Below are 24365 nucleotides of genomic sequence, written 5' to 3'. Positions count from 1 at the left end.
GTTCATCGTACTTATGTCATTTCCCCAGTTTACCTATTGAGATTCATCTGTCTAAATAAATGTAACGGTAGGATTGATGGCTTTAATGTCTATTTCATTATTTGGTTATCATTCAACTGATGTATTGCTGCTGATTTGTGGCGGGCTTCATGGCAAACTAGGGGCATAGATAATGATTTTAAGCCCTAGCTGGAGAATACCTTGGACAAGATTTTCGTCGACGAAGCAGTAAATGAGCTGCACACCATTCAGGATATGTTGCGTTGGGCCGTCAGCCGTTTTAACGCGGCCAATATTTTTTATGGTCACGGTACTGATAATCCGTGGGACGAAGCGGTGCAATTGGTTTTTCCAAGCCTGTTTTTACCGATGGATACTCCAGAAGATATGCGCAGTGCGCGCCTGACATCCAGCGAGCGCCATCGTATTGTTGAGCGAGTGATTCGTCGGGTAAATGAGCGCATTCCTGTTGCTTACCTGACCAATAAAGCCTGGTTCTGCGGCATGGAGTATTACGTTGATGAGCGTGTGTTAGTGCCACGTTCACCCATTGGTGAGTTGATTAATAACAATTTTGCTGGGCTGATTCGCCATCAACCTAAACATATTCTGGACATGTGTACAGGCAGCGGTTGTATTGCTATTGCTTGCGCTTACGCTTTCCCTGAAGCGGAAGTGGATGCCGTCGATATCTCCAATGATGTGTTGGCGGTGACGGAGCACAATATCCAACAGCACGGCATGGAGCACCAGGTCACGCCGATTCGCTCCGACTTGTTCCGTGATTTGCCGCCCATCAAATATGACTTGATTGTCACCAACCCGCCGTATGTTGATGCTGAAGACATGGCTGATTTGCCGCAGGAGTTCCGCTTCGAGCCCGAATTAGGTCTGGCTGCGGGTAGTGATGGCCTGAAACTGGCCCGCCGCATTCTGGCTTGTGCGCCAGACTTTTTACAAGATGATGGTGTGCTGATTTGTGAAGTGGGCAACAGCATGGTGCATTTGATGGATCAATACCCAGATGTGCCGTTCACTTGGCTGGAGTTTGACAATGGCGGTGATGGCGTCTTTATGCTGACCAAACAGCAACTAATTGATTGTGCGCCACATTTCAGTATGTATCGCGATTAATCATTCACTTTTAAATCTGTCAGGGCGATGAGTGTTGCCCTGACAAAGTGCTTATTTGAGAATTCAAGGAGCCGTGATGGCTGGGAACAGTATAGGGCAGTTTTTCCGCGTCACCACTTTTGGTGAATCTCACGGCATCGCCTTGGGATGTATTATCGACGGTGTTCCACCGGGCATTCCTATCACCGAGGCTGATATTCAGTTGGATCTCGACCGACGTCGCCCTGGCACCTCGCGCTACACCACTCAACGCCGTGAACCGGATCAAGTGCGCATTCTGTCTGGCGTATTTGAGGGGGTTACCACTGGCACCAGTATTGGCTTGATGATTGAAAATACTGACCAGCGCTCACAAGATTACAGCGCAATTAAGGATGTGTTCCGCCCAGGTCATGCCGACTACACCTATGAGCAGAAATACGGGGTGCGTGATTACCGTGGCGGTGGCCGCTCCTCTGCCCGCGAAACGGCAATGCGTGTTGCTGCCGGTGCTATTGCGAAAAAATATCTGGCGCAGAAATTTGGCGTGCAGGTGCGTGGTTATTTGGCACAAATCGGTGATATCAGTTGTGACGTGGTTGACTGGGATCAAGTGGAACAAAATCCTTTCTTCTGCCCGGATGCCAGCAAATTGGAATCACTGGATGCCCTGATGCGCGAGCTGAAAAAGGCCGGTGACTCTATTGGTGCCAAAATTACCGTGGTGGCTGAACATGTTCCTGTCGGTCTGGGTGAACCCGTATTTGATCGTTTAGATGCTGATTTAGCCCATGCGCTGATGAGTATCAATGCGGTGAAAGGGGTGGAAATTGGCGATGGTTTTGCGGTGGTGACTAAACGTGGTAGCGAAAATCGCGATGAAATTACGCCACAAGGTTTCCAAAGTAACCATGCTGGCGGCATTTTAGGTGGTATTAGCAGTGGACAGTCAGTGGTGGCACATATCGCGTTGAAACCCACCTCCAGTATCACGGTTCCGGGACAAACTATTAACCGGCAGGGCGAAGCGGTTGAGATGATTACCCGTGGACGTCATGATCCTTGTGTTGGCATCCGCGCCGTGCCGATTGCCGAAGCGATGATGGCTATCGTGTTAATGGATCACCTACTGCGCCAGCGTGCACAGTGTGGCGATGTGGTTTCAGACGTTCCGCGCTGGTAAGCACAATGAAAAAATGGATAGCGGGCTTATTGGCACTGGTCGCCATCAGCCCGGTTATGGCCGCGACGCCATGGCAACAGATTACCCATCCGGTGGCAGGATCGCCGCAGGCAATTGGTGGCTTTGCCAATGGCTGCGTTATCGGTGCGTTGCCGTTGCCACTCGAGTCAGCAGATTATCAGGTGATGCGCCCGGATCAGCGCCGCTATTTTGGACATCCGGACTTGCTAAACTTTATCCATCGCCTGAGTGATAAAGCCCAGAAAAATCAGCTTGGTACAGTGTTGATTGGTGATATGGCGATGCCTGCTGGCGGGCGTTTTAGTAGTGGTCATGCCAGCCATCAATCTGGCCTGGATGTGGATATTTGGCTGCAACTGCCGAAGCAGCGTTGGAGCCAGCAGCAATTATTAAAACCACAACCTATTGATTTGGTTGCCGCCGATGGTAAACGCGTGGTGCCGGCATTGTGGCAACCGCAAGTTGAAAGCCTGATTAAACTGGCCGCCAATGATAATGAAGTGACACGCATTTTCGTCAATCCGGCGATTAAAAAGCAGCTTTGTCTAGATGCCGGTGCGGATCGCACCTGGCTGCATAAGGTGCGCCCGTGGTTTGGGCATCGCGCCCATATGCATGTGCGTTTGCGTTGCCCGGCCGATAGTCTGGAATGTTTGGATCAAGATACGCCACCACCGGGTGATGGCTGTGGTGCTGAATTGGAAAGCTGGTTCCAGCCACATCAGCCAAGTGCTAAACCAGGCAAAACCTTACCACCACCATTGCCGCCTTCCTGTCAGGCTTTGTTGGATAACCATTTCGCTGCGGAATAAACTTTGATGTTTAATAGAATCCGTTAACATCGAATAAATACCTCAAGGCCTCGCATTTGCGGGGCTTTGTGTTTATTGGCATCTAACGACATTGATTGACAGCGAATAACAAACCGGACAAGCTACCGGACAAATAAACGGTTATCCGGTGGCCCTATGAAGTTAACTGATACCAAAGCACGCAACGCTAAACCTCAAGAAAAAGCCTATCAATTGCAGGATGGTAACGGCCTGTACTTGGATGTGCGCCCCTCAGGTGTAAAGACATGGCGTTATCGCTACTGGATCACTCCTACAAAGGACGGACGCTACACTATCGGGAGTTACCCTGCCGTATCGTTGGCCGAAGCTCGTCGAGTGCGTGAGTGGGCTAGGGAGCAGGTAAAAAACGGCATTGCTCCCAAGGAAGCCAAAGCAGTTGAGCGGGATATCGCAAAAGCTGAGAACGCCAATACATTCGAAATAGTGGCAAAAGAATGGCTGGATAAAAAAGGGGAGCATTGGGCCAAAAATTCAAAAAATCAGATCACTGGTTTTATGTATAACGATATTTTCCCCGCCATTGGCGCTATGCCTATGCGTGAAATTAACGCCTCTCATATATTAAAAATAATTAGAGACCTTGAGAGTCGGGGCGCTAAATCCGTAGCGGTTAAAGTACGGCAGTGGTGCTCTGCTGTTTTTTGCTATGGCGTAGCGACATTACGCGCAGACTCCGATCCGGCTGCGGCATTAAGGGGGGCTATTATAGTTCCTAAAACCGAACATTCCAGACCGCTCACTGGTGATGAGTTGCGTGATTATTATTTGCGTCTTGACAGCTCCACCGGTAACCAAGCAACTATTATAGCGCTAAGAATCTTGCCGCTAGTATTTGTTAGACAAGCTGAATTACGTTCGGCTGAATGGTCACATATTGATTTAGATAATGCGGAGTGGGTTATCCCCCCAGAATTAATGAAAATGGGGCGAATGCATAGAGTACCATTGTCGGCCCCAGCAATATCTCTACTAAATGAATTGAAGAAAATTACGGGCAATAGGCGTTGGTTATTCCCCAATACCAGACTAAACAACACTTACATGGGAGCATCCACTTTAAATAGGGCTATCGTGCAGTTGGGATATGCTCGTACGGTGATAACAACTCACGATTTCCGCGCTACAGCTTCAACCAGATTGCATGAAATGGGATATCGGCATGAGGTTATCGAGCGGCAGCTAGCACACGTTGAAAAAAACCGTGTGTCAGCCGCATACAATCACGCCGAGTACATGCCAGAGAGACGGCAGTTAATGGAAGAGTGGGGCCAGTGGGTTACTGGCCTGTTTGCTTCTGATTCTCCACAATAAGGTTATCAATCCATTCCTGAATCACCGTTGACGGCCAGCGAGAGTTGCGCCCGTCTTTAACAGGTTTTGGGAATGTCCCTTCTTTGATGCGCAGGTAGATAGTTGTGCGGTCGTACCCTACAGCCTTTTCTACCCGTTCAATTGTTAATAATTCACATGTGATCATAATTAGCCGCCTTTCTTATCTGTAGGGTAAAACATTGGTGAACACTCTGACGGATAGCCCGCCTTTCGGATCGCTATAGAGCACATAGCAATGGCAGCGTTGAAATGGTTCGCGGCGTCCAGATCTTCACCCTCAAGCCCTTCGATATCTATCATGGGTGGGAGTATCACCGGCGTTTTGGTGGCTGCTTGCCATGCTGACTTGGCATAATATTCAGCGGTGCTGTCATGCTGGAAAGTGATCCACATATCACGATCGGTTATAGCCCACTCTTCGAATGTTTTTTTGTTAGTCATCGGCGCACACCTCCATAACAAAATCAGTAATAGTGGCTTCACCCATTGCCGCCCACCAGTGCCAATGTCCGTAGCAATCGGCTTCGTCTTCCGCTTCGGTAATTCGCTCGAATGGCGCGCCGTTCCACTTGCCTGTGCATTTAAATTTCATTTCACACCGCCCCTATCGCTTTCTGAACCACCTTATAACCCCGTTTCCGGGGCTGTTTAATCGGCGTTATTGTCACTGGTGCTACCTTCGGTCTGGCTGGTGGTGCTTCATTTATCCCATTCCGCATGCGGTACTTTTCACGCATTTTCCAGTTAAGCCATTTCGTCCAGTCGCACCCATCGTCAATTCGCACTGTTGCCCGCACTTGGGTATCGTTGATATCAGCCCGTTTACCCATTGGTACCCACCTTGCGATATCCGGCGTCATAGAGCATTTCAAGGTATTGTCGAACGCTGGTGGTATCTGGCGCGTTGACGTACATGACGTGCATTTTATCGACCGCTATATCTCGTTCAGTGGCTTCCTGTGCTGCAATGCTTTCATTCAGACGGTAACCGGCTGCCAATACTGCTTTGGCAATGCTGGCTGGCTGAGTGTTCTCCCAGTGATATTCCTCAACTACCTGGTTAAGTTCGAACTGAAGCACCTGATCTAATGTTTCCGGCCAAAGGTCTGAGCGAATTAATCCAATGCAGTGATTAGAAATGATCCTGAGTGACAACTCGGCAATCTCATCAGCGTTGCGCTCCGGTTTCCGGTAGTGGGCGGCCCAGATAGCGGTTGTGATATCACCCGGATCACTGCCGGCTGATTTGATGATGCTAGCCAGTTGGAAAATGCTATCGCTCATTGTGCACCTCCGGCCACCGTAGAACCCATGTCTGAACCCATGCTTTCCCAAATTTCAATTCCTGCGTCTGTGACAGAGTTGTTTTCTTTCAGGCACTTACTCAGTAACTCTATTGCCAGTTTTTCCCATTGAGGGTAATTAAGCTTTAAGGCTTCCAGGCAGTAGGCGTCAACCAAACCGCGAACCCCTGACACTCCACCTGCAATTTCAATCCGAAGGGGAAACTCACCAGCATCTACCATGAAGAAATCACCGCCGTTCTGTTGCTTCACATGGTCATAAATTGCTGCTGAATACTGGTTAGCCAGCGCATTCAATCGGAAGTTTTTAGTGATAATCTTCATCGCGCCATCTCCCGAACAACAACCTTGTAAGCCCTGAGCACCTCAACAGAGCGACCAGAAAGCACGGTTTTCATAAAGAATGAACCCGTTCTGTGTGGGCTGACATCTGCCAGAAGCAGAGTCGTATCAACCACACGGTTATGCTTACGAAACTCAAATATCGTGCTGGTGATTGTGATACTGGCTACTGCGCCAAAGTCTTGATAACCGAATCTCATGCCAACACCTCACGCAACCACATCATCATGCCCAGCCACCCAAAGAAGCCCGCCGTAGCTCCAATCCCACCGAGGGTGGAGAAGAACAGCGTCCACATAACCAACTCAAATACCTTTTTCATTCAGCACCTCTTGGCAAAGTTCAAAGGTGTTTGAATGCAGCGGCATAATCACCAGTAATGGATTTCCGTAGAAGTGGTTAGTCGCTGGATCGAGTAGCAACTGACACGGCGCTCCTTTTCCGTAAGGCTTGAATTTCACAGGGCCAAAGCCGTGACGGAACATCAGGTAAGGCAATGCCAGTAGTTGAGCATTGAACATCGGCATTTCGTCGCATGGTTCCGGTTCAGCGGGTAATAGCTTGCTAAAATCGGGGTATTTGCAATCGAGTAGTTCCAGCATGTTTGAACAAATTGGCTTCTCGTTTTCATCGTAATGGACTGCATACCAGTTACTGCCGTCAGCGATAATCGCGGTTATTTCGGCATCGGCGGCTTCGTCAGGAATGTCGCCATCAAAGATAAACACGCCATCAATATCATTACCGACTTCACAACCATGCTCCATCATCACTAGCGCACGACCATCAGTAGCCTTGATATGGGTTGGGGTGATGTACACCCCTTTCAGGTATTCGCGGGTTTCGCTCTCTCCAGCGACACAGAGCAGGGCGGCGCGAAGGATATCAGTTGGAATAAACATTATTTTGTCTCCCCGTTGTGGTTTTCGGATTTCAGACGCAAGGTGAAGCCGCCGAAATCTGGATGCTGCCAGCGCTTAAGTTTGCCGGTGGGTGGTGTGGACTCATCAAGCAAGGTTTGAGCCGCCGCCATAAATGACTCACGGTGAATCAGTAAATGGCCCCGATCGCCATTGGTCATGCAGGTTGGTAAGCTGGCGAATGTAGCCAGTCGGCGGCATGCAGCATCAGATAGGCCGCTAACCCATGACAGCTCAGATACAAGGGCATATTCAGGTTGTTCACCAACTGGTGCTTGGTGATTGATCTGCAATGTTTCCGGTGCTGGTGGTGCGATAGCTGCAATCGGTTCGGCTACTGGCTGATACTTTTGAATACCAACAATATCGATCACCGCTTTCATGGTTGCCGATGCGGTTGCCTCAGCCACAACGCGAGCCAGGGAAAGAATGTCATTGTTCATGCTGTTTTCCTGGGGTGCTGGCTGTACTGCGATGCGTGGTTGCTCCAGTTCTTCCTTCATAGCTCGCCATTGTTTAACCATCGACATACGACGGAGGGCGTCATAGCCAGTCGCAAGGCATTGCGAGTGTTCAAAGTCAAGAAAGTATTCCCAGGCATTAGGATTAGTCATATCGTAATGAACGCAACTAACCCCTTGATTCGTAAGGTTGAGCAGATTTGCGCTACGGATGTAGTCCTTCTCTTCGCCCCCGTAAAGCTGCACAAGCATGACGCGAATATCACGACAGACTTCTTTGTGTTCTTTAAGGACTACCACCGCTATTTCACGGCTTCCCATCATTGGATTATTGCTATTGGTGCTAATTAACTGACTCATTTTGTTAGTCCTCATTATCCTGAATAAACCCGCTATGCACCGAAGTGGCCTTTTCATTAGCAATCAGAACGCACTGTTCAAATTCTTCCGCTGTTACCCGTTGCCGTAATGCTTGAATCAAAAAGTGGTCTTTCGAAATATGCAGATTGATATTCCTTTCTTTTTCCTTCTGCCTTAAAACAGATAGCTGCCCGCAAATCTGAGTCCTGATCCAATGCCACGTTTTATGTGCGGTAGTGGCTCGGATATACCAATCACTGGCCTTATCACTGGCTTTAGTTAGTTGTGACTCAATTCTGTCCAGAGTGGCGTTAGCAACATTCAATGCCTCAAGGTGGTCTGTAATCGTCAGTAGCGACCCAACATCAATGCGCTCCTGGTTGTTTGCTTTGCTTATTCCCATCACCTACACCCCCAATTCTTTGTTGTATCGCTGGTGGCTCATGGCCTCCCAGTGCTGCCCGCCGTCTTTCGATAACAACCGCCAGCGGTGGGTAATGCGCAAAGACAGATAGCCATGCTGATACGTGCGGCGAGGGCGAACGGCACCACGGCGGTATCGGTTTAAAATCTGAGTGGCTCCGAGGTAGATCCTGAGCGGAATACGGTTGCCTGATAGCGTCATGATTTCACCGCGCCGGTGGCTGGTTCGTCAGATGCGCCAATGGATTGCTCTATCAGGTCATCCATGAATGCATGCCCCATTGAAGACATAGCGCCCATTTTCTTTAGGCAGGATTGGTAGAGGGCCAGAACGCTGTTATTCGCCGCAGCTTTCCCTTGCCCCTCAATTGCCACTAATTCGAATTGCTCCAGTGCGCGGGTTAATACTTCAGTGGTTAATTGAATTGAGGTGATTTTTCCCTTGGCTGATTTTTTAATTACGCAGGTGCTGCCCGTTGCCCGCTGCAATGAATCCAACTTTGCGGCTACCAGTCGGTTACGATATCGGCCTATTAATTCCTGATTGCTCATATTTGAATTACCTTTTTTCTGGCTTTCGGCGTAGGGATGCCCCCAGCCGAAAGGCTGTAATTAAAGTTTGTTTTACGATTACTTAATTAATAAGGCTTGCTTTTCATTAGCTCAATATGCTGGCTTGACCATTTCTCATATTTCTTTTGCCATTTGATCATTTCGCGTTGCTTGGCTAATAATCGGCGGATACGGCGAACGGCGCGAGAATGACAATCCCAATAAACGGGAAGTGTTTCACCTTTTTTCCATGCAGTAGCACCAGTGGCATTATCTATAATTACTTTTTCATCTGATCGGCTAGATGCTTTCTTTAAGCGATTAAAAACTTTCTGCGTCATAAAGTGAGCTAAGTTATTTATAGCAGCGGTACGGCTAAAACATTTCTTACGGCGACCATGACGCATAACGAAATAAACAGGCTCAGGTCTTAATTGGAATGCAATTTCGATACCGCCATCATCAATTAAATCGAATTCCCATTCTTCGAATCTGGCTGGGTCAACTTTTTCAATTTTCATTTTTTAATGACTCCTGATTTCTTGGCTGTAAATAACACGCCCTATAATCATAAGGTCTAATCGCTCATTACTTGGAATTTCCCATGTTTCGTAAAACCGGCTAGTTGGTATTACTCTTATATTATCCTTTACGAACTGGAGTCGCTTAATCATGAATATACCAGCCCAAAAGAAAGCAAATATCCCATCTTCTAAATAACGCATTGGTGTTGTATCTATAATGACCTTATCGCGACACTCAATTTCACCTGTCATTGTGTCGTCGGGCATTACTACCATGAATTTGTTTTGCTCGATTGGAGTAAACAGGGTCAGGTCATAAGTGCGCCGAGTTCTCTGGATCGGCATAATTTGATTATGAAGTACTGGCGTTAAATTACTCATGATTCAACTCCTTGTTCATTTTTCGCGTCATGCTCTTCAAACCGCACGATGTTATGTACCGCCTCAGCCCACCAATACACCTGCAACCGTTGCTGCTCGTTCTCAATAAGAGGAATAACAACTGTCAGCAAATGAAGTAGACCTGTTTTGACGCGTAATAAACGAGTGCGGGATACATTCTCACCGGTGTCAGGGATTGGCTTACCACGGCTGCCCATCAGTTCAGCAATCAAGGCCTGAGTTTCTTTGTATGAAGGTGGGTATATATCATCCTCATCAAGGAGCTGCATGATGCTGGTGAGCTGAATGTTGCTTAACCGGCGCTCAGTTGCCCCCAAGAGAACAATGGCCGATGCTTTATCAAGGCTCTCAGCTTCACCACACCATGACAGCTTGAGCAAATTACCATCGACGGCTAATGCGCTAAATTCAACACGGTATTTTTTAAGCATTGCATACCCCCTGTGCGGGAATACGACCCGCGAATGAAATAACATAATTACTTATCAATTTCCGTCGCGCTTCTTTATAGCTACTGGCAGTTACACGCTTCATTACGGGCTTGGCTTTAACATCAGAGCGTTTAATAGCTGCAAAAATAAATACCGTTAGTATTGTATTAATTTCAAGTTTATTAATACTAACTAGTGTGTTTTTAATAATTGGATGCTGGTTTGCTATTGGTTTAGCTTTCTCAGCTATTTTATTAATTTTTATCATTTAACTCACCTATGGAACATGAAATTGATTTTCTTAATTGTTCATTAGATTTAATAATCTCCAATGCTTCGGTATTAATTTCTTCAAAGGAAGAAAATGCACATACTAAAATTAAGAACTCACCAACTCTTTTGTAAATAGCAAAAATAGCTGGTTCATCCAGTAAGTTGGTGACTAGTTGGAACTTGCATTCTTCCTTTGTTCGACGGTAATGAGCAAACAAATCTTTATTATCTACAATTGGAAAGTTGTGATATTCGCCTGGCGAAACACGAAGAGTGATGGATTCGCATTCGATAATAGACCCACGTATTGCAATGCTGCTTTTTGGGTTGCTCATTTTTTTCACCTGTTGTTAACTGATGAAATGAAGATTACTCATTTCGTTGTATTATGTAAACAACAAAATGAGTTTTATTTTAAAGTTAACATTAATTCGTTGTATTTTATTGAGAATTATTTTTAACGTAGTTTGTGCGTGTTTTATTGAAGCTGACCACTTTTGCTTAAGAGGTCGCTATTTGAATGCTGATTGAGGATATGAAGAGCAAAAAAGAGGCCGCGCATGCGACCTTGATCTAGTGTGAAGCAGATTTATAGCAGACGCAATTTGGTTTCTATAGCTACACCTATAATTTTGCAATTGCCATTAATTGGAACTAAGGGCCATGCTGGGTTCAGTCCTTTAAGGTAACGTTGCCCCCCATCAATGACTAATTTTTTGAATGTCGCTTCATTAGAATCTTCCATTTTAGCGATCACTAAATTCCCATTAGATGCCTCACGTCCGGTATCAAAAAGGACAAAAGTCCCTTCAGGTACGCTTAGTCCAATAGGAGCAGTCATTGAGTCACCACTTACTTCCAACCAGAATGCATCGCCTTGTATATGCGCATCAGACTCAAGCCAAAGATCAATATCCTTAAGGCTGTAAGCTTCAATAGCCTCCCCCCATGCGCCAGCTTGAACGCTGCTAATTACTGGGTATCGATATCCTGGGGTATGGGTGCCTACAAAAGAAACATTGCTACCTTCGCTCCCAGTGAGTAGGTAATCAGGATCGCACTGAAGAGCTTTAGCTAGTTCGTGCAAATATCGAGGGCGCTTAGTTCGTCCTGTTTCTACAGAGACAATGCCTTGTTGTGTCGTTCCAGCTAATTCAGCAAGTTCTGATTGTGTAAGCCCCAGCTCTAGCCTTCTTTGTTTAATCCTTTCCGCCAATGACATTTTTAACCCCCTCCATATTTATGCTAAGCATCATACAACAAGCGTTGTAATTGACAAACAACAAATTGTGTATTTAAATACTGCAAACGTTGTATTTGACTGAGGTTATATGTCTATTTCACTTCGATTGAAGGAACTGCGGCTAGAGCGAGGCTTAACACAGCATCAACTCGCTGTTCTTTCAGGGGTTAAGCAGCAAACTATTCAGCGAATTGAGTCGGGTACATCTCACCGACCCAGGCATCTCCTTGAAATTTCCGAGGCGTTAGGGTGTTCGCCTCATTGGTTGTTGAATGGCATCAAGAAAGATTTCTGATCTTTACGGAGATTAACTAATGAGTCCATCGGAGTTTATCCACAAACACATTTTAGTTGCGCTGGTGGCTGATGGCGTCCCTGACGTGATTGCTAAGGGGGGGGCAGACGAAGGCGTCAAGCACTATCACAAACTCGCTCAGGCAAGCCGCAAGGGTGCCGCTTTCGACGATTGTTTGCGGGAAGCGCGTCTGTGGGTTCAGTTCAATTGTTCGAAAGCCGAACGCAAGCCGGGCCGGAAGCGGCAACCAAAGTCTCAGATTCAGCTCGGATTAGTTTAACGACGAGGGGCATTGATGGCTTATGAGCAGTTCGTCCAGGTAATCATGCCAACGGTGTTTTGTCCCGAGGATGGGAAGTGGATTCAGGAGCAGTTACAGCAATTGGCACCCTCGTTGCGCAGAAAGGTTGTCGTTAAGTATGCAGAGGCTTATCAGGTCGCGTTTTACACGGAGTCTGTTTCATACCGTCAAGAGAACAAAGCAAGGCATGAAGCTAATACGCGATTGAGATTGTTTGTGAAAAGCCACGGAAAAGCACTACAGGGTTACACGGTCAGTCCGCCGTTGGTAGTGAAGTAATAGCAGCCCCGAAGGTGTGGCGGCTTGAAGCAGTAAATTACACGCTGACTTGAAGGTGTCAGGTGTTAGCAGGTCGAGATTCTTTGTCCGTCTTTTTTCGTATCAATGTACTCGTTAGCTAGTACATGAATAAGGGAGAAGGAGGAGGGGGGTAAGGGGGGAGGTGGATGTGGGATTGGAATAGGCCTTTTCCAACAGACCACTCCATAGGTTAGGTAGATCTCGATCTAGGGGTTAGCCCTCCAAAATGCACCGTACTAGCAAGATGATACGCAGAGTATGCATAAACCAGAAGAAAGGTTTTCTCTGGAATAGTTAATTGGCGAGAGGTTACACAATGCTGAACATTACACCGAACTTCGCACAGGAACGCGCTTTGAACATGCTGCGCCGTGACTGGAAGTCATTTAATTCTTTCATGGTCTATGCACCGACAGGCAGTGGTAAAACCGGCTTAGCTGCATTTATCGCAGATGGGTTTGTCAGTCGTGGTATGCGGGTGCTGTTTGTTGCCCCGTTCACCGTTCTGATCAACCAGACTTCCCGCCGCTTTGTTGAATACGGTTTGCCGGAAGATGAAATCAGCTTTATCTGGCGCAACCACCCGAGCTATGACCCTGCGCTAAAAATTCAGATTGCCAGTGCCGATACGCTGATCCGCCGTGAGTTTCCCGACAATATCGATCTGCTGATTATTGATGAAGCCCACTTACGCAGAAAGCAGATCCTGATTGAGATTAATCGACTGGTTACCGAAACCAATGTGAAAGTTATTGGGCTGTCTGGTACGCCATTTTCACCATTTTTAGGGAATTACTATAACCGTCTGATTAAACCAACAACCATCGGAGAGCTGATCCAGCGTGGCGACCTGAGCGGTTACGAATTCTATGCACCAGGTAAACCTGACTTGAAAGGCGTCAAAACTACAGTTTCTGCTGAGTTTGGATCTGACTATAACGAAACCCAACTTGCAGAAATCATGTGTGGTGCTGACCTTGTTGGCGACATCGTTGATAACTGGTTACAGAACGGGCGCGATCTGCCTACGGTGGCATTCTGCGTAAACGTAGCTCATGCGAACTACGTCACTATTCAGTTCAATAAGGTAGGGATTAATGCTGAGGTGATGGTAGCTGAAACTCCGCATGAAGAGCGTCAACTCATCATTCATCGTTTCGAAATGGGTGCTACGAAAATCATTGTCAGTGTGGGTGTGCTGGTGGCTGGCTTTGACAGTGATGTCCGCTGCGTTATTTATGCCCGACCAACAAAAAGCGAAATCCGCTGGCTACAGAGCTTGGGCCGTGGGCTTCGAACTGCGCAAGGGAAAGAGTCGTGTCTAATTTTCGATCACAGCGGCACAGTGCATCGTTTGGGCTTCCCTGACTCTATCGAATACAACGAACTGCCATCCAAAAGCGACGGAATGAAAGATAGCGCCAGTCGTGAGGCAGAGGAACGCACTGAAAAACTCCCTAAAGAATGCACCGAGTGTCATTTCATGAAACCCGCAGGGGTATACGTCTGCCCTAAATGTGGATTTAAGCCACTGGCAGGACAGGACGTGGATACCGACACCCAGCGCGGACTGAAAAAATTGGGCAAGGGAAAGCGTGTATTCACCCAATCCGACAAGCAAGCCTGGTGGAGTCAGATCAAGTTCTATCAACGTCAGCGCTCATCGATGGGTAAGCCCGTAAGCGATGGGTGGTGCTCACATACCTTCCACGACAAATTTAGCGAATGGCCTAATGGCTTAAGTGATTTTCCGATGGAAATAACACCGGAAGTCAGCAGCTACATCAAACATAAACACATCTCCTTTGCTAAAGGCCGGGAGAAATTAAAGCCACCAGTTCAGCAATGTAATTCCGGAAATATTGACGCCACTATGGCGATTATCGAAGCCAAAAATCACCTTGAAGAAATACGGAAAAGTTTAAGGAAACCAGCATGAAGACAGCAGAAGCAGCAAAGGGCCGATGGGCTGAGATTTTTGAATACTTCGGTTTACCGCCGATAACGGGGAAAAACCACTTCAAGGGGGAATGTCCGGCATGTGGTGCTCGCGGCAAGTTCCGTATTGATGACCGTGACGGCGTTGGGACGTGGATTTGTACATGTGATAGCGGCGATGGGATGAAGCTGCTTAACCTGACGCAGGGTAAATCATTTTCTGAGTTGTGCGCCGAAGTGGATCAGCTTATTGGCAACAACTACCGACACATCAGTATTCCTGTCACCAGTTCAGCAGCGAAACAGCGGCAGCGTGTTATCAGTAAATTTTCAAAGCTGGTGGATTTACGCGGCACCACCGCCGCAGATTATCTGCGCCAGCGCGGTATTAATCGCCTCCCTGTTGAGGGTGTCCGGTTTTGTGATAAACAGCGGCATGCAGGGCGGGTATATCAGGCGCTTTACTCTCTGGCGACAGATGATAAGGGTGAACTCTGTTACCTGCATCAGACCCTGCTTGATGGGGATAAGAAAGCGAATATTGGTGATAGCGCTAAACGGCTTAAATCACTCCAGGAACAGAACTACCTTGATCACACTCGTTCAGTAGCGATACGCATGTTTCCGGTTGCGTCCACATTGGGCATTGCTGAAGGCATTGAAACAGCCCTGTCTTGTTATCAAGTGTACGGGATAAATACTTGGTCAGTAATCAATGCAGGATTCATGGAGAAATTCAGGGTTCCGGCAGGCGTCAAACACCTCATTATTTTTGCTGATATGGATAAACATTCCGCCACCGGACAGGCAGCGGCCTTTAATTGCGCCACCGGCAATCTCAGAGCAAAAAACGATTTGATATCTGTCAGCGTTCGTTGGCCGGATAACGGTGATTTTAATGATTTTGTAATGAACGGCGATCAGGTTCGTGAGCAGGTTTATCAGAAGAGGGCGGCATAATGAAATTAGAATCAGCAATTAAGCAGTTCAGCGCTAAGAGCCAGATGATTACAGATTCTCCCCGCGCTACTTCTTCCGATTCACTCAAAGGGCCTGATATGGCCGCTGCAATGGGAATGGTTGAGGCTCGGGCCAGTTTCGGCATGGCTGCATATTTGGGTAAGGTTGGCATTAGCAAAGAAGACCGGATCAGAACCGTTGAACAACTGACCCAATTCGCCATAAAGAATGCCCCGAAACATGTCGGTAAAGCATCGGGCCGCCGAATGGCTCAATGCATGGTAATTCTGGCTAAATTTGCCTACGAGGAATACAGCAGTTCAGCGGCGGCAACCAGCCCATGCAAGCACTGCAAGGGAAAGGGATTAATTTACAGCACCCGCAAAGTGGTTAAACACCCAGGGTGTGGTGAGACAGATGCATGGGTTAAAGAAGAGCAAGTGGGCGAATTGTGTAACCCATGCAATGGCAAGGGCGCTATCTCCCATCGCTGCCGATGCAATGGTACCGGTAAAGTGCGTGACCTTGAGAAATCCAAACTGATTGGCGCACCAGTAGAGAAAGAGTGTGAGCGCTGTTCTGGAATTGGTTACAAACGGACACCCTCAACGACAGCATACAGAGCGATTACAGCGTTGCTTCCAGAACTCAATGAAAGGACATGGCGGCGTAATTGGAAGCCATTCTATGAGTCGCTGGTGGCTAAATGCGACATTGAAGAGAGTTATGCTGAGGATGAATTTCAGCGAATAACACGATAGCGTCATGATTGGTGCCATTAGCGACAAAGTTTGATTATTAACTTGCATTTTGTCCGAACTTGGCGTAATTTCTTTAAATAGTGGCATATCTCGCATGTGGCCCACCATGAAAATCAAAGCCCGCATTTCTGCGGGTTTTTTTGTCATAGGCTATAAATAAAATTCCTAAATGCTTGGCGTTCAATTTCATCAACATCATCCATGTCCTCTAATTTTCTCAGAATCACTTGGAGATTTTTCCTGCTCAGGAAATTGCGTGCATCTAAAAATACTTGTTGGATATGTTTTATTTCTGCATCTAGTGAGTTCGCTCTTTGCGCAATAGAGGAAAGCATGGGGCTAGGGGCTGTATTTACATTACATTCATCTACTTGTTTTATGCCCTCCCTCACCGAGTGATACATGATTCGTAGATTATTTGCGGGCTGTAAAACGTGAAGGGAATTTATTTTACCAACGTGCTTTTGCTCTAACGCCTCGCCTGATTCTCTATAATGCTTATTAAATGTAAATTGAAGTTCTTTCATTTTTTTGTCAATAATTCTCATATCAACAGTAACGTTTGAATTTTGGGTTCGGGAAAGAGATCTCATTTCCATAGCCCCACTGCGCCCAACGTGGTTAGCATTGATGATTTCATCTAACTTGTTGGTAATCCAGGATATATTTTTAGAACCATTTCGCATTGCTTCAAGTGCATGATGCCATTGAGTTGTTTTGGATTTTGCAGATGTTATATCACTTTTTCTTTGTTCGTTTTCTTTAAATCTATCGAAATCAGATGCGTGGTCATCGAACTCAACGCCAAATATAGTGCGCCCACAGGTATTACCTATATTTGTTTCCAATCCTTTCTCAGTAACAACTATGTATCCTTTATTATGTGGTTGATTGCAACCGGTCAAGCCACAATGGATTTTATCTTGAAACTGATAATGTCCAATAATGTGTGAAAGTACATGCCCATCTTTGGATATTTTAGGGATAAAATTCGGGCGTTTTGTTATGTCATCCCAACTAACAAGTTTTTCATGCCCTAGTTCTGTTTTTAAGAAAATCATAACCCCCCCTTAATCATTGATAAACGCTCAATTTTACATCAGATGATTAGATAAGAGAATCTTTAGGACTGTTTTTTTAAACAGTATCCGCTTGTTTGTGATCTATAGCCTTTTTTATTTGGTTTTAGCATCTAAATCAAAAGGATTCGCCTCAATGGTAAATGATATGACAAAAGGGTTTTTCTACATTCGCATGGGTACTGAAAGAGCCTGAATCTTTCCATCCTCCGAGGTTTGGACGAGGCAGTATCCAGCCGAATGTGGTGAATGCTCATGCTAAAGAGCCGCAATACTGGAGATGAAGTGACCGTGCAGGCTGGCAAAACTCCAGCAGACGGCCTGCAAGGGAGGGTGTAAAGCCACTCCCCGATACACGGAGTAACGCAGTGAGAGTCTGACATATCCGAGATTAGCGCCGGACACCACATACCAATTTTAAGGCTCACTTCGGTGGGCCTTTTTTTTATTTCCACTACACGCCCAGCCCGTATGGGAGGGGGAGATATGAAAATGCCAAAAAATGACCCTGGCTCATACGGTCTTATCGTTTGGGTGCTTATTGCTGCCATGTCAATTTATGGCGGCTTTGTTAAATACATCATCGATACCAGAACGAATAAAACCACATGGAGCTGGGTGGCGGCATTCGCTCAGGTTGCTGTGTCCGGGTTCGCTGGGTTAATCGGCGGACTGATCAGCATCGAGTCAGGACTCAGTATTTACTACGTTCTGGTTGTTGCTGGCATGAGCGGAACTATGGGTAGTGTGGCTCTCTCATTCTTCTGGGAGCGGATTACGGGGTTTAAGAATGCAAACAACTAATTTTCGATTTAGCCAGCGAAGCGAGAATAACCTGAAAGGCGTTAACGCTAGCCTGGTGAAAGTGGTGCGCCGCGCTCTGGAGCTATCAACGGTTGATTTCGGCGTTATTGAAGGTGTCCGCACGGTAGAACGGCAAAAGGAGCTGGTGGCCACTGGCAAGAGTCAGACCATGAACAGCCGCCATATCTCTGGCAATGCTGTAGACCTATTCCCCGTAGGTGGTGACTGGAACGACTATAAGTGCTGGTTACCTGTTCTCAATGCAATGCATCAGGCAGGTAAAGAGTTAGGCGTTAAGCTGCGTTTCGGTATCACCTGGACTGATAACCCGAATGACAAGCCAGCGAAGTTCTTGGATGCGCCTCACATTGAGATGCCAGCATGAAAGAAACCCTATTGAGATTGATAGCCGTCTTACTGGTGATTTCAGTTTTAGTCGGAGGCGGATACTGGTGGGGTAGCGATAGTAAAAACTCGGAATGGTCTCTCAAGTGGACTAAGCGCGATAAATCAGACCTAACGGCAGAGCTAGCCGCCAAAAAGAGTGCCACCGAAAAAGAGGCTCAACTTCAAGCCGCACAATCAGCCGGATTAAAAGCATATCAACAAGGGGTAGCAGATGCTGAGAACAAAGCAAAAAGCACTATTGCTGCTTACCGTGCTGGCAATATCAAGCTGCAAAAGCGTTTCGAGTGTCTCTCCGCTTCAGTTGGGGACATGTCCGTTACTCCCGCCAGTGGACAGCTCACTGATGCAGCCAGAGATTGCGGATTTTCAGACGCAGATGTCGGGTTTCTTATTTCAATCGCTGAACGAGCCGACAAGTTAGTTGAGAAGCTCACTGCGCTACAAAAGGTTGTCACTGACGACCGGCGAATAATTAACAGCATTACACATCAATAGCATTGGCTTTGAAACGTGAGCTGCGGATCTGTAAGGGACGGCTCGATGAAATTATTAGTTGGCGGCAGAACTCTAGTAGGAACATTTAAAACTGTTGTAGGGGCTAACTTATTTACTTTTGCAAGATGATACATTGTTGGTTCAAGTTATTTTAAATAAGGATAATATTGATGCCATCTGATCGTGAAATAGCTCTTGAGCAAGCCTTGGTAGCAGTGTTGGGAGCGGTTAAAGATTCAGGTACTGATATGGATAATTTACTCCAGCAATCAACAGCATTGATTATTGGACACTCAAAATACCGCAGTGTAGAACATCCTCATGTGACTCAAGCTTGTGTCGCGATTAAAAGTGCAATGAAGTCAGTTAACTCAAAGTGATCTTCATTTAGCTATTAGACCTTACTACTGCAGGTTTTTAATTATCACTAACTACAGCAAGCCACTGGCCTTATAAGCCGGTGGCTTTTCTATTGGAGTAATGCCATGCCACCCAGAATACCGCGAGCCTGCCGTAAGCACGGGTGCCGTAACACCACGATCCACAGCACTGGTTATTGTCCTGAGCATCAGAATACCGGATGGGAGAACCATCAGCAGGGCAAGACCAGGCATGAGCGTGGTTATGGCGCCAATTGGGATAAGTTGAAGCCACTGATAAAGGCCAGAGACAAAGGGCTGTGCCAACAGTGTCTGCGTGAAGGTCTGGTGGTGGCGGGTACAACGGTCGATCACATCAGAGCTAAGGCTCACGGTGGCACTGATGACCCATCCAACCTCGAACTGTTGTGCTGGCCTCACCATAGAAAGAAGACTGCGACCGAACGAATCAAGTGATAATGATTATCAACATCACCAATGTGAGCACCAAAACGGTGCATCATCACATCAAATGAGAATCAATATCATCAATGGGAGGGGGGGGATCGAATCTCTGCAGCCCTTGCCCTACCGTACCGCCAGCCTCGTTGGATTTTTTTACCCGCGTAAAATGAAATTAAAACTGGAGGGATTATGGCTGGAGCGCCGGGCCGATCCGGACGCCGAGCCAAGCCAACCGCCCGGAAGGAATTGGCGGGCAATCCGGGTAAACGTGCTCTAAACAAAGACGAACCCGCATTCACGCCAATCAAGGGAGCATCGCCGCCAGAATGGTTTGATGAATACGCCTCAACGATGTGGGTCATGGCAGCAAAAGAGCTTTGCGCTCAACAAGTGCTTTGTGCCACTGATCTGCATAACCTTGAAATGTTCTGCGTGGCCTACTCAACGGCCCGAAAGTCTCAGGCGCATGTGGCCATACATGGCGTTGTGATGGTTGGTGCAACCGGCGGGCCAGTAAAGAACCCTGCTCTAACGGCATTGAATGAAGCCATGAAACAGCTGGCTTCTTTTGGCGGTATGTTGGGTTTAGACCCTAGCAGTCGCGCCCGTTTAGTTGGCGCAGGCAAGAAAACCTCAAAGAATCCGTTCACAAACCTATGACCAGAAAAGCCTATCCGAATGTTAATGCGGCGAATCAGTACGCCCGTCATGTGGTGCAGGGGCGGATTGTTGCTTGTCGTTTTGTTATTGATGCCTGTCAGCGTCACATCGATGATCTGGCGGCAGAAAAAGGCCGTAAATTTAAATACAGATTCGATAAAGACCGCGCTGAGAAAGCCGCAAAGTTTATTCAACTGCTTCCCCACACCAAGGGGGAGTGGGCCTTTAAGCGAATGCCCATCACCTTAGAACCGTGGCAACTTTTTATCGTCTGCTGCGCATTCGGCTGGCTGCATAAAGGCAGCAAGTTACGCCGGTTCCGCGAGGTCTACACCGAGATCCCCCGCAAAAATGGCAAATCAGCGATTTCCGCTGGGGTGGCGTTATTCTGCTTTTCATGTGATGACGAGTTCGGCGCTGAGGTTTATTCCGGTGCCACAACCGAGAAACAAGCATGGGAAGTATTCCGTCCTGCGCGTTTGATGTGCAAGCGTACACCGCTGCTCTGTGAAGCCTTTGGCATTGAAGTGAATGCTTCCAACATGAACCGGCCAGAAGATGGTGCACGGTTTGAGCCGGTTATCGGTAACCCCGGTGACGGCTCATCACCCAGTTGCGCCATCGTGGACGAGTATCACGAACACGAAACAGACTCACTCTACACCACCATGTTAACGGGTATGGGGTCACGCAGACAGCCCATCATGTGGGCGATTACCACTGCGGGCTACAACATTGAAGGGCCGTGTTACGACAAGCGCCGAGAAGTTATTGAAATGCTTAACGGTACTGTCCCAAACGATGAACTGTTCGGGATCATTTATACCGTTGATGAGGGGGACGACTGGACATTACCCGCATCACTGAAGAAAGCTAACCCCAATATGGGGGTATCTGTTTACAGTGATTTCTTACTGAGCCAGCAACAAAGGGCGATGAATAATGCCCGTCAAGCCAACATCTTTAAAACTAAACATTTAAATATCTGGGTATCTGCCCGATCCGCATTCTTCAATATGGTGAGTTGGCGGGCCTGTGAAGATAGCACCTTGACGCTGGAACAGTTTGAAGGTCAATCCTGTTATCTCTCTTTTGACTTAGCCCGCAAACTGGATATGAACTCCATGCCGCGCCTGTTTACCCGGACTATTGACGGAAAACAGCATTATTACTGTATCGCCCCTAAGTTCTGGGTGCCGTATGACACGGTATTCAGTGCTGATGTAGAGGATCGGCGTACTGCTGAACGCTTCCAAAAGTGGGTAATTACTGGGCATTTGGTGGCAACTCCCGGTGCTGAAATAGACTATCGGGAAATTCTTGAAGCTGCCAAAGAGGTAAATCGTCTAAATCCGGTTGAGGAATCGCCTATTGACCCACACGGTGCAACCAACCTTTCTCACCATCTGGCTGAAGAGGGGTTAAGCCCGATCACCATCGTTCAGAACTATACCAACATGAGCGACGCCATGAAGGAACTGGAAGCCGCGGTTGAGTCTGGGCGCTTTCACCATGATGGCAACCCCATCATGACATGGTGTATCAGCAACGTAGTGGGCAAGTATCTGCCCGGTAATGATGATGTTGTCAGGCCGATAAAAGAGGCTTCCGAAAACAAAATCGATGGTGCTGTTGCGCTAATTATGGCTATTGGTCGGGCCATGCTGAACGACACCGAAAAAACTCTTTCTGATCACCTGGTTTCTCACGGGATCCGCTCTCTTTAAAGGCAACTTCATGATCCAATTTCTTTCAATATTGTCCTTGATTGTAGGGCTTATCGGTGCGGCACTGCTTTCCTATGGTGCGTGGTTGATTCTCCCTGCCATGGGTTTTTCGGTTGCTGGTGGTTTATGCCTCGCATGGTCTTATCTGGTGTCCAGATCGGTGGCTCAAAAGCCCAATGATAATGATGGAGGGGCTTAATGTTTTTTCCAAATATGTTTAAGTCCGCACCGGATACCGCTCGCGTGACTACTCCCGCTGAATTAGCCGAAGTAGTGGGCATGACTTACGACACCTACACCGGTTTGAGAGTTAGCAGCCAAAAGGCGATGCGCCTTACCGCTGTGTTTGGTTGTATTCGCGTTCTGGCTGAGTCAGTCGGTATGCTGCCTTGCAACCTTTATAAATCAGCGAACGGTCGGCGGGAAAAAGTCCCAAAAGAGCGGCTCTCAAAACTCTTATCTCTCAAGCCTAATGGATACATGACCCCGCAGGAGTTCTGGGAACTACTGATTGTTTGCTTATGTCTTCGCGGCAACTTCTACGCCTATAAAGTCAAAGCGTTAGGTGAGGTGGTGGAGTTATTGCCACTCGATCCTGGCAGTGTTGAACCTAAGCTGAATAGCCAGTGGGAACCGGTATACCGAGTCACCTTTCCAGATGGCACCACAGACGTTCTATCGCAAGATGATATTTGGCATGTTCGTATTCTCACACTTGATGGGCTTAATGGATTAAACCCCATTGCTTATGCCCGTGAAGCGATATCGCTGGGGCTGGCCACTGAAGAACACGGCTCGCGGCTATTCAAAAATGGCGCAGTGACATCAGGTGTTCTGCGAACTGAACAGACGTTAACTGACGCAGCTTATGCGCGGCTTAAGGGCGATTTTGAAGATAGGCACTCTGGGCTGGCAAATGCCCATAAGCCAATGATCCTTGAGATGGGCCTCGACTGGAAAGCGATGGGAATGAACGCTGAAGATAGCCAGTTCCTTGAAACCCGCAAATTTCAACTTGAAGAGATATGTCGCCTGTTTCGGGTTCCTATGCACCTGGTACAAAATACCGATCATGCAACATTCAGCAATATTGAGAATCTCGGTATTGGCTTTATTAATTATTCTTTGGTGCCCTATCTCACTCGGATTGAGCAACGTATCAATATTGGTCTGGTACGCGAATCAAAACAGGGTGAATTTTACGCTAAATTCAATGCTGGGGCGTTATTACGGGGAGATATGAAGTCTCGTTTTGAGTCTTATGCGACCGGAATTAACTGGGGCATATTCTCCCCGAATGACTGCCTCGAACTGGAAGATAGAAACCCACGTCCGGGCGGTGACATCTACCTCACGCCGATGAACATGACCACCAAACCGCAAGAAAGTAAAACCAAACCCACTGAGGATCAAAAGCATGCTGACTAAGCAACGCATGGATTTCCCGCTAAAGCTGAAATCGGTCAGTGACTCGGGAGAGTTTGAGGGCTACGGCTCAGTCTTTGGCGTGAAAGACAGCTATGACGATATTGTTGTACCGGGTGCTTTCATCAAATCACTGAATGCATGGCGGGATAAAAATGCCCTGCCCGCCATGTTATGGCAGCACCGCATGGATGAGCCGATCGGCATTTATACCGAAATGAAAGAGGATGATGTTGGACTATTCGTCAAGGGACGATTGTTAATTGACGATGACCCACTCGCCAAACGCGCTCACGCACACATGAAGGCCGGTTCTTTAACCGGCCTTTCTATTGGGTACATGCTCAAGGATTGGGAGTACGACCGCAATAAGGAAGCGTATTTACTGAAGGAGGTCGATCTGTGGGAAGTCAGCCCGGTGACATTTCCGTCTAACGATGAGGCGCGGGTTAGTGATGTGAAATCTGCTTTTGCCCGTGGTGAAACCCCATCCCCTAAAAGTATTGAAAGAGTCCTGCGCGACGTTGGGCTTTCTCGCACTCAGGCCAAAGCATTTATGGCTGAAGGATATGGCGCAATCTCTCTGCGTGAAGCAGATGAGGTTAATGACGCGCTTAATGCACTGAAATCTATTAAATTTTAATTTGGAG

The 24365-nt window shown here is 47.3% G+C and carries 40 protein-coding genes; 20 read left to right on the top strand and 20 right to left on the bottom strand.

The genetic code is table 11. From position 1 onward, the window contains the following. Positions 1-201: 201 nt before the first annotated feature. The 4 genes from prmB (at position 202) to FTB31_RS04325 (ending at position 4482) form a co-directional block, all read left to right on the top strand. Positions 202-1134 (top strand): 50S ribosomal protein L3 N(5)-glutamine methyltransferase, encoded by a 933-nt coding sequence (gene prmB, locus FTB31_RS04340; RefSeq protein WP_050078385.1) that lies wholly within the window; start codon positions 202-204, stop codon positions 1132-1134. Between the two features lie 76 nt (positions 1135-1210). After that, positions 1211-2296: a chorismate synthase gene (gene aroC, locus FTB31_RS04335; RefSeq protein ID WP_227731148.1), complete on the top strand. Its 1086-nt coding sequence runs from the start codon at positions 1211-1213 to the stop codon at positions 2294-2296. 5 nt (positions 2297-2301) lie between these two features. Continuing rightward, a complete protein-coding gene (gene mepA, locus FTB31_RS04330; protein ID WP_050078384.1) occupies positions 2302-3129 on the top strand; it encodes a penicillin-insensitive murein endopeptidase in 828 nt (275 codons plus the stop codon). A gap of 156 nt (positions 3130-3285) precedes the next feature. Then, positions 3286-4482 (top strand): tyrosine-type recombinase/integrase, encoded by a 1197-nt coding sequence (locus FTB31_RS04325; RefSeq protein ID WP_050151972.1) that lies wholly within the window; start codon positions 3286-3288, stop codon positions 4480-4482. On the opposite strand, the gene FTB31_RS04320 is transcribed toward FTB31_RS04325, so the two are convergent. From FTB31_RS04320 to FTB31_RS04230, 19 genes are all read right to left on the bottom strand, one after another. Then, positions 4448-4648, bottom strand: coding sequence for a helix-turn-helix transcriptional regulator (locus FTB31_RS04320; RefSeq protein WP_050151973.1), 201 nt, complete (start codon positions 4646-4648; stop codon positions 4448-4450). The genes FTB31_RS04325 and FTB31_RS04320 overlap by 35 nt on opposite strands. 2 nt (positions 4649-4650) lie before the next feature. Then, positions 4651-4944 (bottom strand): hypothetical protein, encoded by a 294-nt coding sequence (locus tag FTB31_RS04315; protein WP_050151974.1) that lies wholly within the window; start codon positions 4942-4944, stop codon positions 4651-4653. Continuing rightward, complete coding sequence (locus tag FTB31_RS04310; protein ID WP_172665462.1) at positions 4937-5095, bottom strand: hypothetical protein; 159 nt, start codon at positions 5093-5095, stop codon at positions 4937-4939. The genes FTB31_RS04315 and FTB31_RS04310 overlap by 8 nt, the downstream gene beginning before the upstream one ends. 1 nt (position 5096) lies before the next feature. Next, a complete protein-coding gene (locus FTB31_RS04305) occupies positions 5097-5333 on the bottom strand; it encodes a hypothetical protein (protein WP_050151975.1) in 237 nt (78 codons plus the stop codon). Then, entirely contained in the window at positions 5326-5787 is a 462-nt protein-coding gene (locus tag FTB31_RS04300) for a hypothetical protein (protein WP_050151976.1), read from the bottom strand. Before FTB31_RS04300 ends, FTB31_RS04305 begins: the two co-directional genes overlap by 8 nt. After that, a complete protein-coding gene (locus FTB31_RS04295) occupies positions 5784-6125 on the bottom strand; it encodes a hypothetical protein (RefSeq protein WP_050133388.1) in 342 nt (113 codons plus the stop codon). The genes FTB31_RS04300 and FTB31_RS04295 overlap by 4 nt, the downstream gene beginning before the upstream one ends. 2 nt (positions 6126-6127) lie before the next feature. After that, entirely contained in the window at positions 6128-6349 is a 222-nt protein-coding gene (locus FTB31_RS04290) for a hypothetical protein (RefSeq protein ID WP_227731147.1), read from the bottom strand. Next, positions 6346-6471, bottom strand: a complete 126-nt coding sequence (locus FTB31_RS04285; protein WP_227731146.1) for a sodium:solute symporter — start codon at positions 6469-6471, stop codon at positions 6346-6348. The genes FTB31_RS04290 and FTB31_RS04285 overlap by 4 nt, the downstream gene beginning before the upstream one ends. After that, complete coding sequence (locus FTB31_RS04280; protein WP_227731145.1) at positions 6455-7051, bottom strand: beta clamp domain-containing protein; 597 nt, start codon at positions 7049-7051, stop codon at positions 6455-6457. The genes FTB31_RS04285 and FTB31_RS04280 overlap by 17 nt, the downstream gene beginning before the upstream one ends. Then, the gene (locus tag FTB31_RS04275) at positions 7051-7905 is read right to left on the bottom strand and encodes a Rha family transcriptional regulator (protein ID WP_227731144.1); all 855 of its coding nucleotides are present in this window, start codon (positions 7903-7905) and stop codon (positions 7051-7053) included. The genes FTB31_RS04280 and FTB31_RS04275 overlap by 1 nt, the downstream gene beginning before the upstream one ends. Beyond that, positions 7895-8293, bottom strand: coding sequence for a hypothetical protein (locus FTB31_RS04270; protein ID WP_145579673.1), 399 nt, complete (start codon positions 8291-8293; stop codon positions 7895-7897). Before FTB31_RS04270 ends, FTB31_RS04275 begins: the two co-directional genes overlap by 11 nt. A 3-nt stretch (positions 8294-8296) precedes the next feature. Then, the gene (locus FTB31_RS21615) at positions 8297-8515 is read right to left on the bottom strand and encodes a ParE family toxin-like protein (RefSeq protein ID WP_227731143.1); all 219 of its coding nucleotides are present in this window, start codon (positions 8513-8515) and stop codon (positions 8297-8299) included. Continuing rightward, positions 8512-8865, bottom strand: coding sequence for a hypothetical protein (locus FTB31_RS04260; protein WP_227731142.1), 354 nt, complete (start codon positions 8863-8865; stop codon positions 8512-8514). Before FTB31_RS04260 ends, FTB31_RS21615 begins: the two co-directional genes overlap by 4 nt. Before the next feature lie 86 nt (positions 8866-8951). Continuing rightward, complete coding sequence (locus tag FTB31_RS04255; protein WP_227731141.1) at positions 8952-9386, bottom strand: hypothetical protein; 435 nt, start codon at positions 9384-9386, stop codon at positions 8952-8954. Between the two features lie 3 nt (positions 9387-9389). Then, positions 9390-9770, bottom strand: coding sequence for a S24 family peptidase (locus FTB31_RS04250; protein WP_227731140.1), 381 nt, complete (start codon positions 9768-9770; stop codon positions 9390-9392). Next, positions 9767-10222: a hypothetical protein gene (locus tag FTB31_RS04245; protein ID WP_227731139.1), complete on the bottom strand. Its 456-nt coding sequence runs from the start codon at positions 10220-10222 to the stop codon at positions 9767-9769. The genes FTB31_RS04250 and FTB31_RS04245 overlap by 4 nt, the downstream gene beginning before the upstream one ends. Then, complete coding sequence (locus FTB31_RS04240) at positions 10215-10490, bottom strand: host cell division inhibitor Icd-like protein (RefSeq protein WP_154236418.1); 276 nt, start codon at positions 10488-10490, stop codon at positions 10215-10217. The genes FTB31_RS04245 and FTB31_RS04240 overlap by 8 nt, the downstream gene beginning before the upstream one ends. Continuing rightward, positions 10477-10830, bottom strand: coding sequence for a hypothetical protein (locus FTB31_RS04235; RefSeq protein ID WP_050156666.1), 354 nt, complete (start codon positions 10828-10830; stop codon positions 10477-10479). The genes FTB31_RS04240 and FTB31_RS04235 overlap by 14 nt, the downstream gene beginning before the upstream one ends. A gap of 254 nt (positions 10831-11084) precedes the next feature. Beyond that, a complete protein-coding gene (locus FTB31_RS04230) occupies positions 11085-11717 on the bottom strand; it encodes a LexA family protein (RefSeq protein WP_050127340.1) in 633 nt (210 codons plus the stop codon). Between the two features lie 109 nt (positions 11718-11826). Here FTB31_RS04230 and FTB31_RS04225 point away from each other — a divergent pair, with 109 nt between their 5' ends. From FTB31_RS04225 to FTB31_RS04200, 6 genes are all read left to right on the top strand, one after another. Next, positions 11827-12033, top strand: coding sequence for a helix-turn-helix domain-containing protein (locus tag FTB31_RS04225; protein ID WP_072079314.1), 207 nt, complete (start codon positions 11827-11829; stop codon positions 12031-12033). A gap of 19 nt (positions 12034-12052) precedes the next feature. Next, positions 12053-12313 (top strand): hypothetical protein, encoded by a 261-nt coding sequence (locus FTB31_RS04220; protein ID WP_050156667.1) that lies wholly within the window; start codon positions 12053-12055, stop codon positions 12311-12313. 15 nt (positions 12314-12328) lie between these two features. Then, entirely contained in the window at positions 12329-12613 is a 285-nt protein-coding gene (locus FTB31_RS04215) for a hypothetical protein (RefSeq protein ID WP_050127345.1), read from the top strand. Between the two features lie 337 nt (positions 12614-12950). After that, complete coding sequence (locus tag FTB31_RS04210; RefSeq protein WP_227731138.1) at positions 12951-14573, top strand: DEAD/DEAH box helicase; 1623 nt, start codon at positions 12951-12953, stop codon at positions 14571-14573. Next, complete coding sequence (locus FTB31_RS04205) at positions 14570-15532, top strand: DUF7146 domain-containing protein (protein ID WP_227731137.1); 963 nt, start codon at positions 14570-14572, stop codon at positions 15530-15532. Before FTB31_RS04210 ends, FTB31_RS04205 begins: the two co-directional genes overlap by 4 nt. Further along, entirely contained in the window at positions 15532-16293 is a 762-nt protein-coding gene (locus tag FTB31_RS04200; RefSeq protein WP_227731136.1) for an antitermination protein Q, read from the top strand. The genes FTB31_RS04205 and FTB31_RS04200 overlap by 1 nt, the downstream gene beginning before the upstream one ends. A 143-nt stretch (positions 16294-16436) precedes the next feature. Here the strand turns inward: FTB31_RS04200 and FTB31_RS04195 are convergent, their stop codons facing one another. After that, entirely contained in the window at positions 16437-17354 is a 918-nt protein-coding gene (locus tag FTB31_RS04195) for a hypothetical protein (protein WP_227731135.1), read from the bottom strand. Positions 17355-17858: 504 nt separating this feature from the next. Here FTB31_RS04195 and FTB31_RS04190 point away from each other — a divergent pair. From FTB31_RS04190 to FTB31_RS04145, 10 genes are all read left to right on the top strand, one after another. After that, positions 17859-18176, top strand: a complete 318-nt coding sequence (locus FTB31_RS04190) for a phage holin family protein (protein WP_049525581.1) — start codon at positions 17859-17861, stop codon at positions 18174-18176. Continuing rightward, complete coding sequence (locus FTB31_RS04185; protein WP_227731134.1) at positions 18163-18561, top strand: M15 family metallopeptidase; 399 nt, start codon at positions 18163-18165, stop codon at positions 18559-18561. Before FTB31_RS04190 ends, FTB31_RS04185 begins: the two co-directional genes overlap by 14 nt. Further along, positions 18558-19079, top strand: a complete 522-nt coding sequence (locus FTB31_RS04180) for a DUF2514 family protein (protein WP_227731133.1) — start codon at positions 18558-18560, stop codon at positions 19077-19079. Before FTB31_RS04185 ends, FTB31_RS04180 begins: the two co-directional genes overlap by 4 nt. 170 nt (positions 19080-19249) lie before the next feature. Beyond that, positions 19250-19459 carry a hypothetical protein gene (locus tag FTB31_RS04175; protein ID WP_227731132.1) on the top strand — a complete coding sequence of 70 codons (210 nt, stop codon included), beginning with the start codon at positions 19250-19252 and terminating at the stop codon, positions 19457-19459. A 105-nt stretch (positions 19460-19564) separates the two neighbouring features. Continuing rightward, on the top strand, positions 19565-19915 hold the full coding sequence (locus tag FTB31_RS04170; RefSeq protein WP_227731131.1) for an HNH endonuclease: 351 nt from the start codon (positions 19565-19567) through the stop codon (positions 19913-19915). A 177-nt stretch (positions 19916-20092) separates the two neighbouring features. After that, positions 20093-20563: a phage terminase small subunit P27 family gene (locus FTB31_RS04165; RefSeq protein ID WP_050335824.1), complete on the top strand. Its 471-nt coding sequence runs from the start codon at positions 20093-20095 to the stop codon at positions 20561-20563. Further along, positions 20560-22290 (top strand): terminase large subunit, encoded by a 1731-nt coding sequence (locus tag FTB31_RS04160; RefSeq protein WP_227731130.1) that lies wholly within the window; start codon positions 20560-20562, stop codon positions 22288-22290. Before FTB31_RS04165 ends, FTB31_RS04160 begins: the two co-directional genes overlap by 4 nt. A 10-nt stretch (positions 22291-22300) precedes the next feature. Then, a complete protein-coding gene (locus FTB31_RS04155; protein WP_227731129.1) occupies positions 22301-22489 on the top strand; it encodes a DUF2244 domain-containing protein in 189 nt (62 codons plus the stop codon). Then, on the top strand, positions 22489-23718 hold the full coding sequence (locus tag FTB31_RS04150) for a phage portal protein (protein ID WP_227731128.1): 1230 nt from the start codon (positions 22489-22491) through the stop codon (positions 23716-23718). Before FTB31_RS04155 ends, FTB31_RS04150 begins: the two co-directional genes overlap by 1 nt. Continuing rightward, positions 23708-24358 carry an HK97 family phage prohead protease gene (locus FTB31_RS04145; protein WP_054872413.1) on the top strand — a complete coding sequence of 217 codons (651 nt, stop codon included), beginning with the start codon at positions 23708-23710 and terminating at the stop codon, positions 24356-24358. Before FTB31_RS04150 ends, FTB31_RS04145 begins: the two co-directional genes overlap by 11 nt. The last annotated feature ends 7 nt before the right edge of the window (positions 24359-24365 follow it).

This window comes from Yersinia proxima, assembly GCF_902170785.1.
Taxonomy (GTDB): domain Bacteria; phylum Pseudomonadota; class Gammaproteobacteria; order Enterobacterales; family Enterobacteriaceae; genus Yersinia; species Yersinia proxima.
Note: the sequence above shows the minus strand (reverse complement) of the source record. Positions and strands in the feature narration are given on the sequence as shown.

What these genes read in the sequence shown, in the direction of transcription:
- aroC (WP_227731148.1), top strand. Translation starts at nt 1,211, where the DNA reads ATGGCTGGGAACAGTATAGGGCAGTTTTTCCGCGTCACCACTTTTGGT.
- mepA (WP_050078384.1), top strand. Translation starts at nt 2,302, where the DNA reads ATGAAAAAATGGATAGCGGGCTTATTGGCACTGGTCGCCATCAGCCCG.
- FTB31_RS04325 (WP_050151972.1), top strand. Translation starts at nt 3,286, where the DNA reads ATGAAGTTAACTGATACCAAAGCACGCAACGCTAAACCTCAAGAAAAA.
- FTB31_RS04320 (WP_050151973.1), bottom strand. Translation starts at nt 4,648, where the DNA reads ATGATCACATGTGAATTATTAACAATTGAACGGGTAGAAAAGGCTGTA.
- FTB31_RS04315 (WP_050151974.1), bottom strand. Translation starts at nt 4,944, where the DNA reads ATGACTAACAAAAAAACATTCGAAGAGTGGGCTATAACCGATCGTGAT.
- FTB31_RS04310 (WP_172665462.1), bottom strand. Translation starts at nt 5,095, where the DNA reads ATGAAATTTAAATGCACAGGCAAGTGGAACGGCGCGCCATTCGAGCGA.
- FTB31_RS04305 (WP_050151975.1), bottom strand. Translation starts at nt 5,333, where the DNA reads ATGGGTAAACGGGCTGATATCAACGATACCCAAGTGCGGGCAACAGTG.
- FTB31_RS04300 (WP_050151976.1), bottom strand. Translation starts at nt 5,787, where the DNA reads ATGAGCGATAGCATTTTCCAACTGGCTAGCATCATCAAATCAGCCGGC.
- FTB31_RS04290 (WP_227731147.1), bottom strand. Translation starts at nt 6,349, where the DNA reads ATGAGATTCGGTTATCAAGACTTTGGCGCAGTAGCCAGTATCACAATC.
- FTB31_RS04285 (WP_227731146.1), bottom strand. Translation starts at nt 6,471, where the DNA reads ATGAAAAAGGTATTTGAGTTGGTTATGTGGACGCTGTTCTTCTCCACC.
- FTB31_RS04280 (WP_227731145.1), bottom strand. Translation starts at nt 7,051, where the DNA reads ATGTTTATTCCAACTGATATCCTTCGCGCCGCCCTGCTCTGTGTCGCT.
- FTB31_RS04275 (WP_227731144.1), bottom strand. Translation starts at nt 7,905, where the DNA reads ATGAGGACTAACAAAATGAGTCAGTTAATTAGCACCAATAGCAATAAT.
- FTB31_RS04270 (WP_145579673.1), bottom strand. Translation starts at nt 8,293, where the DNA reads ATGGGAATAAGCAAAGCAAACAACCAGGAGCGCATTGATGTTGGGTCG.
- FTB31_RS21615 (WP_227731143.1), bottom strand. Translation starts at nt 8,515, where the DNA reads ATGACGCTATCAGGCAACCGTATTCCGCTCAGGATCTACCTCGGAGCC.
- FTB31_RS04260 (WP_227731142.1), bottom strand. Translation starts at nt 8,865, where the DNA reads ATGAGCAATCAGGAATTAATAGGCCGATATCGTAACCGACTGGTAGCC.
- FTB31_RS04255 (WP_227731141.1), bottom strand. Translation starts at nt 9,386, where the DNA reads ATGAAAATTGAAAAAGTTGACCCAGCCAGATTCGAAGAATGGGAATTC.
- FTB31_RS04250 (WP_227731140.1), bottom strand. Translation starts at nt 9,770, where the DNA reads ATGAGTAATTTAACGCCAGTACTTCATAATCAAATTATGCCGATCCAG.
- FTB31_RS04245 (WP_227731139.1), bottom strand. Translation starts at nt 10,222, where the DNA reads ATGCTTAAAAAATACCGTGTTGAATTTAGCGCATTAGCCGTCGATGGT.
- FTB31_RS04240 (WP_154236418.1), bottom strand. Translation starts at nt 10,490, where the DNA reads ATGATAAAAATTAATAAAATAGCTGAGAAAGCTAAACCAATAGCAAAC.
- FTB31_RS04235 (WP_050156666.1), bottom strand. Translation starts at nt 10,830, where the DNA reads ATGAGCAACCCAAAAAGCAGCATTGCAATACGTGGGTCTATTATCGAA.
- FTB31_RS04230 (WP_050127340.1), bottom strand. Translation starts at nt 11,717, where the DNA reads ATGTCATTGGCGGAAAGGATTAAACAAAGAAGGCTAGAGCTGGGGCTT.
- FTB31_RS04225 (WP_072079314.1), top strand. Translation starts at nt 11,827, where the DNA reads ATGTCTATTTCACTTCGATTGAAGGAACTGCGGCTAGAGCGAGGCTTA.
- FTB31_RS04220 (WP_050156667.1), top strand. Translation starts at nt 12,053, where the DNA reads ATGAGTCCATCGGAGTTTATCCACAAACACATTTTAGTTGCGCTGGTG.
- FTB31_RS04215 (WP_050127345.1), top strand. Translation starts at nt 12,329, where the DNA reads ATGGCTTATGAGCAGTTCGTCCAGGTAATCATGCCAACGGTGTTTTGT.
- FTB31_RS04210 (WP_227731138.1), top strand. Translation starts at nt 12,951, where the DNA reads ATGCTGAACATTACACCGAACTTCGCACAGGAACGCGCTTTGAACATG.
- FTB31_RS04205 (WP_227731137.1), top strand. Translation starts at nt 14,570, where the DNA reads ATGAAGACAGCAGAAGCAGCAAAGGGCCGATGGGCTGAGATTTTTGAA.
- FTB31_RS04200 (WP_227731136.1), top strand. Translation starts at nt 15,532, where the DNA reads ATGAAATTAGAATCAGCAATTAAGCAGTTCAGCGCTAAGAGCCAGATG.
- FTB31_RS04195 (WP_227731135.1), bottom strand. Translation starts at nt 17,354, where the DNA reads ATGATTTTCTTAAAAACAGAACTAGGGCATGAAAAACTTGTTAGTTGG.
- FTB31_RS04190 (WP_049525581.1), top strand. Translation starts at nt 17,859, where the DNA reads ATGAAAATGCCAAAAAATGACCCTGGCTCATACGGTCTTATCGTTTGG.
- FTB31_RS04185 (WP_227731134.1), top strand. Translation starts at nt 18,163, where the DNA reads ATGCAAACAACTAATTTTCGATTTAGCCAGCGAAGCGAGAATAACCTG.
- FTB31_RS04180 (WP_227731133.1), top strand. Translation starts at nt 18,558, where the DNA reads ATGAAAGAAACCCTATTGAGATTGATAGCCGTCTTACTGGTGATTTCA.
- FTB31_RS04175 (WP_227731132.1), top strand. Translation starts at nt 19,250, where the DNA reads ATGCCATCTGATCGTGAAATAGCTCTTGAGCAAGCCTTGGTAGCAGTG.
- FTB31_RS04170 (WP_227731131.1), top strand. Translation starts at nt 19,565, where the DNA reads ATGCCACCCAGAATACCGCGAGCCTGCCGTAAGCACGGGTGCCGTAAC.
- FTB31_RS04165 (WP_050335824.1), top strand. Translation starts at nt 20,093, where the DNA reads ATGGCTGGAGCGCCGGGCCGATCCGGACGCCGAGCCAAGCCAACCGCC.
- FTB31_RS04160 (WP_227731130.1), top strand. Translation starts at nt 20,560, where the DNA reads ATGACCAGAAAAGCCTATCCGAATGTTAATGCGGCGAATCAGTACGCC.
- FTB31_RS04155 (WP_227731129.1), top strand. Translation starts at nt 22,301, where the DNA reads ATGATCCAATTTCTTTCAATATTGTCCTTGATTGTAGGGCTTATCGGT.
- FTB31_RS04150 (WP_227731128.1), top strand. Translation starts at nt 22,489, where the DNA reads ATGTTTTTTCCAAATATGTTTAAGTCCGCACCGGATACCGCTCGCGTG.
- FTB31_RS04145 (WP_054872413.1), top strand. Translation starts at nt 23,708, where the DNA reads ATGCTGACTAAGCAACGCATGGATTTCCCGCTAAAGCTGAAATCGGTC.